Raw genomic sequence first — 12,057 nt, 5'->3', positions numbered from 1 at the left:
GACTTTCGTGCACAAATCGCGGAGAACGTCAGCCCAGGACGTCGGCGATCGGCACCGCGGCCGCGACCTTGGCCCGGTTCTTCATGACCTTGCCCGGCATGCCGCCGCCGACGACGCCGCTGACCGCACCGTCGCGCTCGTAGAACGCCAGGAACTTGCGGCCGTCGTCCTCGACGATGTGCACGGTGTCGCCGGCCTTGGGCTCACCCAGGCACTGGATCTTGACGTCGTACTGGTCGCTCCAGAAGTACGGCACCACGACCGCGGCGGTGGCATCCTGGCCCAGCATCGCCGGCACGATGACCCGCGCCTGCTCGGCCACGTTGCTCCAATGCTCCACCCGCACTTGGTGTCCCGCGCCGTCGCGCCAGGAGGCGACGTCACCGATGGCCCACACATTGGGGGCGCTGGTGCGGCCGGCGGCGTCGCACACGACGCCGTTGTCGACCGCGATGCCACTGCCCTCGAGCCAGTCGGTGGACGGGCGCGATCCGATCCCGACGACGACGACGTCGGCGTCCAGTTCAGAACCGTCGGCCAGCTGCACCTTCTCGACGTGGCCGGTGCCGGTCACGCCGGTCACCCCGACGCCACACCGCACGTCGACGCCCTCGGCGCGGTGCAGCCGCGCCACCAGTTCACCGATCTCGGTACCGAGCACCGACGCCAGCGGCGTCGGCTGCGGCTCGACGATGGTCACCTCGACGCCCATCTTGCGCAGGCTGGCCGCCACCTCACACCCGATGAACCCGGCGCCGATGACCACGGCGCGCTTGGCCGCACCGGCGTGCTCGCGCAGTGCCAGCGACTCGTCGTAGGTACGCAGCACCCGAATCCCGTCGAGGGCCGGCAGCGACGGAATGGTCCTGGGCACCAGGCCCGTGGCGATGACCAACTCCTCGTAAGCGACGACCTCACCGTTCGCGAGGGTCACCGTCTGGGCGCCGGTGTCGAGCTTGGCCGCGCCCGAGCCCAGCAGCAGCGTGATGTTGTTCTCGTCGTAGAACTCGGCCGGCTTGAGTGTCGTGTCGTCGACCTCGGCCCGCAGCACATCCTTGGACAGCGGCGGCCGGTCGTACGGCAGATGGACCTCATCGCTGATCAGCGTGATCGGCCCGGCGTACTCGGCCTTGCGCAGTTGCTCGGCGGTGCGCGCGGCGGCCAGACCGCCACCGACAATGACGATGCCTCCGTTTGTAGTCACGTGGGCTTTCTTACACGATGCTGTCGGTGCCAGGTAGGCCACCCTGTGCTTGGTTGCTCAGCAGACCACCAGGCAGTGCCGACTCGGGGTCAGCCCTGCCCCCAGCTTCCCCGTACCCCGCGCTCGACGATGTTGGACAGCACCACGATGCTTTCGCTGCGCTCGATCGCCGCGCTGCCGCGGATGCGCTCCAGCACAGCCTCCAGGTGCCTCATGTCCCGGGTCAGGAGATGCAAAATGGCGTCGGAGGTGCCGGTCACCGTAGCGGCCGAGACCACCTCGGGGATGCCCTCCCAGGCCTCGCGCAGCTGGGCCGGCGTGATGGTGCCCTGGCAGTAAACCTGGACGTATGCCTCTGTCCCCCAACCGATCACGTTCCGGTCGACGACCGTGGTGAAACCGCGGATGACGCCGGTGGCGAGCAGTCGGTCGACCCGTCGCTTGACCGCGGGCGCCGACAGGCCCACCCGCTCACCGATCTCGGCGAACGTGGCGCGCGCGTTGTCCGCCAATTCGGCCAGGATGCGCTCGTCCGTCTCATCGACGCTTTCCACCGGCCGCACACCTCCCTCACGCAATAGATTGCCGAATCGCGAGTGATCACACAATAGATCTGTTACACACGCGCAACAAGCATCGATTGCTTGCGTGCACAAGTGCTCCTACCATCGGATTATGACGATTACTGATGTCGTCAAGATGGCGACACCAAATTCAGGTTGGCGACCAGACCGGGTAGCCCGCCCCAGGCACTATGTGATGACCCGGCCGACGCATTTCGCCGTCGAATATGCGATCAACCCCTGGATGGACACCTCCGCCAGCGTCGACACCGCACTGGCGGTGCGCCAGTGGGAGCACCTGGTCCAGACCTACCGGAGCCTCGGTCACACAGTCCAACTGGTCGACCCGATCCCGGGACTGCCCGACATGGTGTACGCCGCCAACGGCGGACTGGTCCTCGATGACGGGTTCGAGAAGGTCGCCATCATCGCCCGCTTCACCTACCCCCAGCGGACCGGGGAATCGGTGGCCTACGCCGGGTGGCTGCTCGACCACGGCTACTGCCCGCTGTACACCGAGCACACCAACGAGGGCCAGGGCGACCTGCTGATCGTCGGCTCAAAGATCTTGGCCGGCTATGGATTCCGCACCGACCGCCAGTCGCACGACGAGGTCGCCAAGCTGTCCGGTCTGCCGTTGACCAGCCTGCAGCTGGTCAATCCCCGCTTCTACCACCTCGATACCGCACTCGCCGTGCTCGATGACGACACCATCGCGTTCTATCCCCCGGCGTTCGGCGCCACGTCGGTGGCGTTGCTGCGCAAGATGTTTCCGGGTGCCATCGAGGTCGCGGATGCCGACGCCCACGTGCTCGGCCTGAACGCGGTGTCGGACGGGCTGAACGTCGTGCACCCGGCCGCAGCCACCGGCTTCGCCGCACAACTCGCCGCCGCCGGTTTCCGGCCGGTCGGTGTGGATCTGTCCGAGTTGCTCAAGGGCGGCGGCTCGGTGAAATGCTGCACGCTGGAGGTGTACCCGACGTCATGCTGAAAGCCGTTGCGGGAACACCGGAAAAATCCGGAGGCACGGCTGAGCTGATCGACCTCGACAACCGCTACGCCGCGCACAACTACGCGCCGCTGCCGGTGGTCGCCGCGTCCGCCGATGGGGTGTGGATCACCGACCCCGAGGGCCACAGGTACCTGGACTGCCTGGCGGCGTATTCGGCCGTCAACTTCGGCCACCGCAATCCCGAGATCCTCGCGACCGCCCACGCCCAGCTGGACACCGTGACATTGGTGAGTCGCGCGTTCCACTCCGACCGCCTGGGCCCGTTCTGCGCCGCCCTCGCCCACTTGTGCGACAAGGACCTGGTGCTGCCCATGAACAGCGGCGCCGAGGCCGTCGAGAGCGCGATCAAGGTCGCGCGCAAGTGGAGTCGGGACGTCAAAGGGCTGACCGATCCGAACATCATTGTGGCGCACAACAACTTCCACGGCCGCACTACGACGATCATCAGCTTCTCCGATGACGAGACGGCCCGGCGGGGCTTCGGCCCGTACACACCAGGCTTCCGCTCGGTTCCGTTCGGCGACGCCGACGCACTCGCGGCGGTCATCGACGACAACACCGCCGCGGTGCTGATCGAACCGATCCAGGGCGAGGCCGGAATCATCGTGCCGCCCGATGACTATCTGCCGCGCGTACGCGCGCTGTGCTCCGAACACAACGTGCTGATGATCGCCGACGAAATCCAGTCCGGCCTGGCCCGCACCGGCCGCACCTTCGCGTGCGACCACTGGGACGTCGTGCCCGACGTCTACCTGCTGGGCAAGGCACTGGGTGGGGGCATCGTGCCGCTTTCGGCGGTGGTGGCCGACAGCGATGCACTCGGCGTGCTGCACCCCGGCGAGCACGGGTCGACGTTCGGCGGCAACCCGCTGGCCGCCGCGATCGGCGCCACGGTGGTCGGCATGCTGCAGCGCGGCGAATTCCAGTCCAGATCAACCGAACTCGGCCGGCACCTGCACGCCCGTCTGACTGAGATGATCGGGCACGGCCTGACCGCCGTTCGCGGGCTGGGCCTGTGGGCGGGCGTCGACCTCGACCCGGCGGTCGGCACCGGACGGGAGGTCAGCCTGCGGCTGGCCGAGCGCGGCGTGCTGGCCAAGGACACTCATGGCCCGACCCTGCGGTTCGCCCCACCACTGGTGATCACCGCAGCCGAAATCGATTGGGCGATGGACCGATTCGCCGAGGCACTGGCCGCGCCACCGGCGCCGCGGTGGTAAACCCATAGAATGCGCTTCAATCCGCCGCCCAACTGGCCGCCGTTTCCACCTGATTGGCGACCGGACCCGGACTGGCAGCCGGATCCGTCGTGGCCCCCGCCACCAGCGGGATGGGCGCTCTGGGTGGACGACCAACAACGCTACGCCCCAACAGAACCGGGGCCACCGCATCGGTCCGGCGCGCGGAAATGGTGGATCATCGGCGGCGCGGTGCTGGCGGTAATGGCTCTGGTCGCGGGCGGCACGGTCGTCGCCACGAAACTCTCGCGCGGCGACGGTGCGGCCCGCGGCGAGCCGACGACACCGTTCAGCGGCCTGACCATCGTGCCGACTCACCCGCCGGAGCCGACGAACTTCAACACCTGGACCCGCGTCGGCGGTGTCGACGCCACGTTCACCAACGACGGCCGCGCGGTGCGCCTCGACCCGCACGACGCCGTCGACACCCCGAAGCCGGCGTGGGCGGGCCTGATCCAACCCGGCGATCCGGCGTGCTCACTGCGGTTCACCGGACGCGTTCGCAGCGCGACGGGCGGCTACGCCCTCGGCCTCACCGCTGTCGCCAGTCCCGCCGATACGGACTCCGGCCCGATCCCGACACCGCTCGACAACGACTGGCACGCAATCGATGTGACGATCACCAAGACTGGCGAGGTATCGGTCGACCTCGACGGAAAATCCGCAGTGCGGCGCACGCTGGCACCCGGCTGCGGCCGGCCCGCGATCAGAGTGTCAGGCGGCACAACGGAATTCACCGACGTGCTGGTCGGGCAGGTGGCCCCGTAACTCAGTACTTCATGACGCCGCGGTCGACGGCGATCTGAGAACCGGAGATGGTCCCCGCGCCGGGCCCGGCCAACCAGGTCACCACGTCGGTGACCTCTTCCGGCGTCATGAATTCCTGCAGACCGGCCTTACCGTCGTGGGCGACGGGCTTGTACGGCATCGGCGCGAAGCTGTGCAGGTAGTTCGGGTACTTGGAGAAGATCGCGCCCATGGCCTCCGGCTCGATCATCGGCGTCATGATCGAGTAGGGGTGGATCGAGTTGACCCGGATGCCGAATTCGCCCACCTCGAGGGCCAGTGCGTTGGTCAAACCGACGAGGCCGAACTTGGAGGCCGCGTAGTGGCCGTTGCCCGGCGTCGCCTTGAGGCCCGCCGAGGAGCTCACGATGATGATCGACCCGCCGTTGCCCGCCTCGATCATCGCGGGCACCACGGCCCGGATGGTGCGCCAGGTGCCGGACAGATTGACGTTGACGACGCTGTCCCACTGGTCTTCGTCCATCTCGAACAGACGTCCCCAGCTCAGCACGCCGGCATTGGCGACCAAGATGTCGAGCCGACCGAACTGCTCGACCGCGTCGGCGACGACCTGCTGCTGGGCAGCCAGGTCGCGGATGTCGACCTCGCGGGCCAGCACCTTGCGGCCCTCGGCTTCGACCAGTCGCGCGGTCTCGGCCAGATCGTCCGACGTCGGCATCGGGTAGGTGATGGTGTGCGAGACGGGCCCGCAGATGTCAATGGCGACGATGTCGGCGCCCTCACGTGCCATCCGGATGGCATGCGCCCGGCCCTGCCCACGGGCAGCCCCGGTAATGAACGCCACCTTGCCTTCGAGTGCTCCGCCTGCCGTCATTGCCAGTCCCTTCATCACGCCGGAATCCACCGCCACGCTAGCAGCAAAACTAGAACGCGTTCTAGTGGCTCCCCGAAGGTGGCCCGCCGGCTACAACTCGGCGATGATCTGGGCGCGCTTGGCGGTGTACTCGGCCTCACTGATGGTGCCCATCGCGCGCAGCGTCTCGATCTCCTGCAGCCGCTGTGCGGTCGATGCGGCCGGCTGCGGCACGACGGGCGGCGGCGCCGCGACCGGTGCCGCCGCGGGCTCCCGCTCGGCGGCGGTAGCGCGCCGCACCACGTCCATCACCTGTTGGCGCACCGCCGGATTCGACCGCAGGTCGGCGATCCCGCTGAGCGCCACCCCGTTGGACTTGAGGATCTGCAGGATGTCCATGATCGGGCCCGCGCGGCCGGTCAGGTCATAGGTGCGGCCGTCCTGCTCCGAGGTCAGCCGGACCGGCATCATGCCCGACACCAATGCGCTTCGCTCCCAGTCGATGTGGAACTTGTTGGTGGCCGGGTTGACCATCACGACGAGCTTGCGGGCCGTGATCATCGGCAACCGGCTCACCGACGCCAGCACCTTGTCCTGCGCTTCGAACGGAGCCAGCTGCGGCCCGGTGATGTGCAGATTCAGTTTCACCAGCGGCTGGTCATTGACCCGGGTACCGGTCTCCCCGATCCCGATGACCTCGGCCAGCCCCAGCACGCCGCTGGCCTCGAGCTCCTCGCGCTCCGCCGACCGCATCTGGCCGAAGCCCGCCAACCCCAGCGCGACCAGTACGTCGATAGCCGTGACCAGCAGACCGGTCCAGAACATCCACTTCATCAGTTCGTCCTGGCCGGAGAAGAAGTACACCGCCAGGAAGATCGGGCCCACCAACCCGCCACACAACAGCACCAGGGCCTGCGCCTTGAGGTAACGCACCAACATTCGAGCCACGCTCCTTGATCAGCTGAACCGCTGCGAGAGACTCTAGTGTCGCGTCAGTCGGCGAGGACGTCCAACAGGATGAACGAGAAATTGTCGGCGGCACCGTTGGCCCGGGCCGTCCCGATGATGATGGCCGAACCGTCACCCCGGTCGTTGCACGCCGTGGCCGCCTGCAGATCGTGATGCTCCATCTGACCGTGCACCCCGTCCGAGCACATCAGGTAGCTACCCGGCTGCAGCGGCGTCGCGGTCAGGTGGGCAGCGATCGGCACGCCCTGGCCGAGTGACTGAGTGATGATGTTGGTGGGCCGGCCCGCCGCGTCGAGCACGGCGTCGTCGACCGACACCTGCGTCAACGTCTCACCGGCGACCGAATACACCCGGCTGTCCCCGACGTTGAAGACGATGACCTCGTCGGCCGTCAGGCAGACGCCGGCGATGGTGGTGCCCATCCCGGCCAGCTCGGTGTCGCGGCCCATGTCGTACAGCCAGTCACTGACGTACGACAGCGACGACGTGATGTCATCGCCACCCGTCCAGCCCGGCGACATGGTCGCGATCATGCTCAGCGCCGTCCGGCTCGCGACATCACCGCCGACGTGCCCACCCATGCCGTCGCACACCGCGCAGACGAACGGGGACCCCGGCTGCATCCGCATGTCCACCAGCACACCGTTGTGCGTCTGGCTGACCCAGCCGCCGACCATCACCGCATCTTCGTTGCGCTTCCGACGTAGTCCGGTGTCGGTGAATGCCCGCACGTTCACCCGCACGACAGGCCACCCCTCATCGCGTTCCCCTCCATCGCGAACGATCCTGCCATCTTGCCCGCAACTACCGAGCGCCGACACCGCTTTCTCTCCGGTGAGACTTCGCCGGCGGCGCTCCGGACTCACCGTGGTGCGCCGTAGCCGCCGAGTCGACGCCGACGATGGCGACGCAAAAGCAAAGCGCCGCCCACCCTTTCGGGTGAGCGGCGCTCCGCTTGGAAAAACTAGATCACTTGATGATCTTGGTAACGCGACCCGCGCCGACGGTACGACCGCCCTCACGGATGGCGAAACGCAGACCCTCGTCCATGGCGACCGGCTGGATCAGCACGACGGAGATGTCGGTGTTGTCACCGGGCATAACCATCTCGGTGCCCTCGGGCAGGGTAACCACGCCGGTCACGTCCGTGGTACGGAAGTAGAACTGCGGGCGGTAGTTGTTGAAGAACGGCGTGTGGCGGCCGCCCTCGTCCTTGGACAGGATGTAGACGCTGCCCTCGAACTCGGTGTGCGGGGTGGTGGTGCCGGGCTTGACCACAACCTGGCCACGCTCGACGTCCTCGCGCTTGATGCCACGAACCAGCAGACCGACGTTGTCGCCGGCCTGGCCCTGGTCGAGCAGCTTGCGGAACATTTCCACACCGGTGACGGTGGTCTTGGTCGTGGTCGGGCGGATGCCGACGATCTCGACCTCTTCGTTGACGTTGATCACGCCACGCTCGACACGACCGGTCACCACGGTGCCACGACCGGTGATGGTGAAGACGTCCTCAACGGGCATCAGGAACGGCTTGTCGGTCTCGCGAACCGGGTCCGGGATGGACTCGTCGACGGCCTCCATGAGCTCCTCGACCGACTTCACCCAGGTGGCGTCGCCCTCGAGCGCCTTCAGCGCCGAGACGCGGACCACGGGGGCGTCCTCGTCGAAGTCCTGAGCGGCCAGCAGTTCGCGGACCTCGAGCTCGACGAGCTCCAGGAGCTCCTCGTCCTCGACCATGTCGGACTTGTTCAGTGCGACCAGGATGTAGGGCACGCCGACCTGGCGAGCGAGCAGCACGTGCTCACGGGTCTGCGGCATCGGGCCGTCGGTGGCGGCGACCACGAGGATTGCGCCGTCCATCTGAGCAGCACCGGTGATCATGTTCTTGATGTAGTCAGCGTGACCGGGGGCGTCCACGTGGGCGTAGTGGCGCTTCTCGGTCTGGTACTCAACATGCGAGATGTTGATGGTGATACCGCGCTGACGCTCCTCGGGCGCATTGTCGATCTGGTCGAACGCACGCGATTCGTTCAAATCGGGGTACTTGTCGTGCAGAACCTTGGTGATTGCTGCAGTCAGCGTGGTCTTGCCGTGGTCAACGTGACCGATGGTCCCGATGTTGACGTGCGGCTTCGTCCGCTCGAACTTCGCCTTCGCCACTGTGGTGTCCTCCTGGACTTGTTGGTGCTTGGTTAAGCAGTGTTGATGTGTTCAGTTGTGTCGTCCGCCGCAGCGGAACGGGTCAGAGACTACTGGCCCGTCGCCTTGGCGATGATCTCCTTCGACACGTTCGCCGGAACTTCGGCGTACGAGTCGAACACCATGGAGTAGTTTGCCCGGCCCTGGGTCTTCGACCGGAGGTCGCCGACGTAGCCGAACATTTCGGACAGCGGAACCTGTGCCTTGACGACACGTGCGCCGCTGCGCTCCTCCATGGCCTGGATCTGGCCACGGCGGGAGTTCAGGTCGCCGATCACGTCGCCCATGTAGTCCTCGGGCGTGGTGACCTCGACCGCCATGATCGGCTCCAGGATGACGGGCTGCGCCGCAGACGCAGCCTTCTTCAGCGCCTGCGAACCGGCGACCTTGAAGGCCATTTCCGACGAGTCGACGTCGTGGTAGGCACCGTCGAGCAGCGTCAGCTTCAGGTTCACCAGCGGGTAGCCGGCCAAGATGCCGTACTGCATGGCGTCCTGCGCACCGGCATCCACCGACGGGATGTACTCACGCGGGATGCGGCCACCGGTGACCTTGTTCTCGAACTCGTAGGTCGCACCATCTTCGCCGACGAACGGCTCGATGCTGATGATGACCTTCGCGAACTGGCCCGATCCACCGGTCTGCTTCTTGTGGGTGAATTCCACGTTCTGCACGGCCTTGCGGATGGTCTCACGGTAGGCGACCTGCGGCTTGCCGACGTTGGCCTCGACCTTGAACTCGCGACGCATGCGGTCCACCAGGATGTCCAGGTGGAGCTCGCCCATGCCGCCGATGACGGTCTGGCCGGTCTCCTGGTCCAGGTGCACCTTGAAGGTCGGGTCTTCTTCGGCGAGCTTCTGGATCGCCGTACCCAACTTCTCCTGGTCGCTCTTGGTCTTGGGCTCGATGGCCACCTCGATAACCGGGTCCGGGAAGGTCATGGACTCCAGGACGATCTGGTTGCTCGGGTCGCACAGGGTGTCACCGGTGGTGGTGTCCTTGAGGCCGATGACCGCGTAGATGTGGCCGGCGGCAGCCGAGTCGACCGGGTTCTCCTTGTTGGAGTGCATCTGGAACAGCTTGCCCAGACGCTCCTTCTTGCCCTTGGTCGAGTTGATGACCTGAGCACCGGAGTCGACCTTGCCCGAGTAGACGCGGACGTAGGTCAGCTTGCCGAAGAACGGGTGCGTCGCAACCTTGAACGCCAGGCCGGAGAACGGCTCGTCGGCGGACGGCTTGCGCGAGATGATCTCGTCTTCCTTGCCCGGGACGTGGCCTTCGGCGGCCGCGACGTCCAGCGGGGTCGGCAGGTAGTCGATGACCGCGTCGAGCATGGGCTGCACACCCTTGTTCTTGAACGCAGAACCACACAGCACCGGGTAGGCGGCGCTGGTGACGGTCAGCTTGCGCAGACCGGCCTTGATCTCATCGATCGTCAGCTCTTCGCCGCCCAGGTACTTCTCCATGAGCTCGTCGTCGGTCTCGGCGACGGCCTCGATCATGGCGAGACGGTACTCGTCGGCCTTCTCCTGAAGATCGGCCGGGATGTCGATGGTCTCGTACTTCTCACCGAGCTTGGTCTCGCCGCGCCAGACCTTGGCCTTCATCTCGACCAGGTCGACGATGCCCTCGAAGTCGCCCTCGGAGCCGATCGGCAGCTGGATCGGGATGACGTTCGCGCCCAGGCGGTCCTTCATGGTCTGGACCGAGAAGTAGAAGTCCGCGCCCAGCTTGTCCATCTTGTTGACGAAACAGATGCGGGGGACGTCGTACTTGTCGGCCTGGCGCCACACCTGCTCGGACTGCGGCTCCACACCTTCTTTGCCGTCGAACACGGCAACGGCACCGTCGAGCACGCGCAGCGAACGCTCCACCTCGACGGTGAAGTCGACGTGGCCCGGGGTGTCGATGATGTTGATCTGGTTGTCGTTCCAGAAGCAGGTGGTGGCAGCGGACGTGATGGTGATACCACGTTCCTGCTCCTGCTCCATCCAGTCCATCGTGGCGGCGCCGTCGTGGACCTCACCGATCTTGTACGAGATACCGGTGTAGAAGAGGATGCGCTCGGTCGTCGTCGTCTTACCGGCGTCGATGTGCGCCATGATGCCGATGTTGCGGACCTTGTTCAGATCGGTCAGCACGTCCTGTGCCACGGCTAGGTTCCCACTCTTTCAGTTGCTTTGGTGAATCCGCGTCGCCCGGGAGGGCGGTCAGTTGTGAATCAGATGCGCCGGCCGCCGGCATTGGCGGCCGGCGATTGAGTCACCAGCGGTAGTGCGCGAAGGCCCGGTTCGCCTCGGCCATCTTGTGGGTGTCCTCACGTCGCTTGACGGCGGCACCCAGGCCATTGCTGGCGTCCAGGATTTCGTTGGCCAGACGCTCGACCATGGTCTTCTCGCGGCGAGCCTTCGAGAAGCTGACCAGCCAGCGCAGCGCCAGGGTGGTCGAACGGTCCGGACGGACCTCAACCGGCACCTGGTAGGTCGCGCCACCGACGCGGCGGCTGCGGACCTCGAGGGACGGCTTGACGTTGTCCATGGCGCGCTTCAGCGTCACGACGGGGTCGGTGCCGGTCTTCTCGCGAGCCTGCTCAAGGGCGCCGTAGACGATGCGCTCGGCCAGCGACTTCTTGCCGTCCAGCAGCACCTTGTTGACGAGCTGGGTAACCAGCTGCGAACCGTAGACCGGGTCGTTGACCAGCGGCCGCTTCGGCGCGGGGCCCTTGCGTGGCATTAGCTCTTCTCCTTCTTGGCGCCGTAGCGGCTGCGTGCTTGCTTGCGGTTCTTCACACCCTGGGTGTCCAGCGAGCCGCGGATGATCTTGTAACGCACACCGGGGAGGTCCTTCACACGACCGCCACGCACGAGCACCATCGAGTGCTCCTGCAGGTTGTGGCCTTCACCCGGGATGTAGGCCGTGACCTCAACCTGGCTCGTCAGCTTCACGCGGGCGACCTTGCGCAGAGCCGAGTTCGGCTTCTTGGGGGTGGTGGTGTACACGCGGGTGCACACACCACGGCGCTGCGGGCTGCCCTTGAGCGCCGCGGTCTTGACCTTGGCGGTCTTGTCGTGGCGACCCTTGCGGACCAGCTGGTTGATGGTTGGCATCTATCGGCTTTCTCTATTGCGTGTCGTACTGCGGTTTAAGACTCTGTACTGCTGTTTTCGTCCGATCGCATACCCCGCGTCCGGGCGTGTCGCACGAGGCCAGGTACATACCTTGCGGTGCACCACGGACATGCGAATTGGCCCGGCGTGCAGGCTTGCCTACAA

The 12,057-nt window shown here is 66.2% G+C and carries 12 protein-coding genes; 3 read left to right on the top strand and 9 right to left on the bottom strand.

The window, feature by feature from the left end; all coding sequences use genetic code 11:
* Window positions 1-28 precede the first annotated feature (28 nt).
* On the bottom strand, window positions 29-1,204 hold the full coding sequence (locus tag TL10_RS02945) for an NAD(P)/FAD-dependent oxidoreductase (protein ID WP_043984440.1): 1,176 nt from the start codon (window positions 1,202-1,204) through the stop codon (window positions 29-31).
* A gap of 89 nt (window positions 1,205-1,293) precedes the next feature.
* Complete coding sequence (locus tag TL10_RS02940) at window positions 1,294-1,758, bottom strand: Rv2324 family transcriptional regulator (protein WP_043402182.1); 465 nt, start codon at window positions 1,756-1,758, stop codon at window positions 1,294-1,296.
* 121 nt (window positions 1,759-1,879) lie between these two features.
* Here TL10_RS02940 and ddaH point away from each other — a divergent pair, with 121 nt between their 5' ends.
* Genes ddaH through TL10_RS02925 form a run of 3 tightly spaced genes read left to right on the top strand, consistent with a single transcriptional unit; the run spans window position 1,880 to window position 4,785 of the window.
* Window positions 1,880-2,758, top strand: coding sequence for a dimethylargininase (gene ddaH / locus TL10_RS02935; RefSeq protein WP_192830164.1), 879 nt, complete (start codon window positions 1,880-1,882; stop codon window positions 2,756-2,758).
* Entirely contained in the window at window positions 2,752-3,999 is a 1,248-nt protein-coding gene (rocD, locus tag TL10_RS02930) for an ornithine--oxo-acid transaminase (RefSeq protein ID WP_043984439.1), read from the top strand. The genes ddaH and rocD overlap by 7 nt, the downstream gene beginning before the upstream one ends.
* A gap of 9 nt (window positions 4,000-4,008) precedes the next feature.
* Window positions 4,009-4,785 carry a hypothetical protein gene (locus TL10_RS02925; protein ID WP_110788937.1) on the top strand — a complete coding sequence of 259 codons (777 nt, stop codon included), beginning with the start codon at window positions 4,009-4,011 and terminating at the stop codon, window positions 4,783-4,785.
* Between the two features lies 1 nt (window position 4,786).
* Here TL10_RS02925 and TL10_RS02920 read toward each other — a convergent pair whose 3' ends face one another.
* The 7 genes from TL10_RS02920 to rpsL all read right to left on the bottom strand — a co-directional run bounded on the left by TL10_RS02920 (window position 4,787) and on the right by rpsL (window position 11,892).
* Window positions 4,787-5,638: a mycofactocin-coupled SDR family oxidoreductase gene (locus tag TL10_RS02920; RefSeq protein WP_043402174.1), complete on the bottom strand. Its 852-nt coding sequence runs from the start codon at window positions 5,636-5,638 to the stop codon at window positions 4,787-4,789.
* 90 nt (window positions 5,639-5,728) lie between these two features.
* The gene (locus TL10_RS02915) at window positions 5,729-6,556 is read right to left on the bottom strand and encodes an SHOCT domain-containing protein (RefSeq protein WP_043401689.1); all 828 of its coding nucleotides are present in this window, start codon (window positions 6,554-6,556) and stop codon (window positions 5,729-5,731) included.
* A 53-nt stretch (window positions 6,557-6,609) separates the two neighbouring features.
* Window positions 6,610-7,329, bottom strand: a complete 720-nt coding sequence (locus tag TL10_RS02910) for a PP2C family protein-serine/threonine phosphatase (protein ID WP_043401687.1) — start codon at window positions 7,327-7,329, stop codon at window positions 6,610-6,612.
* Between the two features lie 226 nt (window positions 7,330-7,555).
* Complete coding sequence (gene tuf, locus TL10_RS02905) at window positions 7,556-8,746, bottom strand: elongation factor Tu (protein ID WP_043401684.1); 1,191 nt, start codon at window positions 8,744-8,746, stop codon at window positions 7,556-7,558.
* 89 nt (window positions 8,747-8,835) lie between these two features.
* On the bottom strand, window positions 8,836-10,938 hold the full coding sequence (gene fusA / locus TL10_RS02900; protein ID WP_043401682.1) for an elongation factor G: 2,103 nt from the start codon (window positions 10,936-10,938) through the stop codon (window positions 8,836-8,838).
* A 109-nt stretch (window positions 10,939-11,047) separates the two neighbouring features.
* A complete protein-coding gene (gene rpsG / locus TL10_RS02895; protein WP_020101372.1) occupies window positions 11,048-11,518 on the bottom strand; it encodes a 30S ribosomal protein S7 in 471 nt (156 codons plus the stop codon).
* On the bottom strand, window positions 11,518-11,892 hold the full coding sequence (gene rpsL / locus TL10_RS02890) for a 30S ribosomal protein S12 (protein WP_020101371.1): 375 nt from the start codon (window positions 11,890-11,892) through the stop codon (window positions 11,518-11,520). Before rpsL ends, rpsG begins: the two co-directional genes overlap by 1 nt.
* Between the last annotated feature and the right edge of the window lie 165 nt (window positions 11,893-12,057).

Source organism: Mycolicibacterium llatzerense, from assembly GCF_000878195.1.
GTDB classification, from domain to species: domain Bacteria; phylum Actinomycetota; class Actinomycetes; order Mycobacteriales; family Mycobacteriaceae; genus Mycobacterium; species Mycobacterium llatzerense.
This window is presented reverse-complemented; position numbering and strand designations above follow the sequence as displayed.

What these genes read in the sequence shown, in the direction of transcription:
- ddaH (WP_192830164.1), top strand. Translation starts at nt 1,880, where the DNA reads ATGACGATTACTGATGTCGTCAAGATGGCGACACCAAATTCAGGTTGG.
- rocD (WP_043984439.1), top strand. Translation starts at nt 2,752, where the DNA reads ATGCTGAAAGCCGTTGCGGGAACACCGGAAAAATCCGGAGGCACGGCT.
- TL10_RS02925 (WP_110788937.1), top strand. Translation starts at nt 4,009, where the DNA reads ATGCGCTTCAATCCGCCGCCCAACTGGCCGCCGTTTCCACCTGATTGG.
- TL10_RS02920 (WP_043402174.1), bottom strand. Translation starts at nt 5,638, where the DNA reads ATGACGGCAGGCGGAGCACTCGAAGGCAAGGTGGCGTTCATTACCGGG.
- TL10_RS02915 (WP_043401689.1), bottom strand. Translation starts at nt 6,556, where the DNA reads ATGTTGGTGCGTTACCTCAAGGCGCAGGCCCTGGTGCTGTTGTGTGGC.
- rpsG (WP_020101372.1), bottom strand. Translation starts at nt 11,518, where the DNA reads ATGCCACGCAAGGGCCCCGCGCCGAAGCGGCCGCTGGTCAACGACCCG.
- rpsL (WP_020101371.1), bottom strand. Translation starts at nt 11,892, where the DNA reads ATGCCAACCATCAACCAGCTGGTCCGCAAGGGTCGCCACGACAAGACC.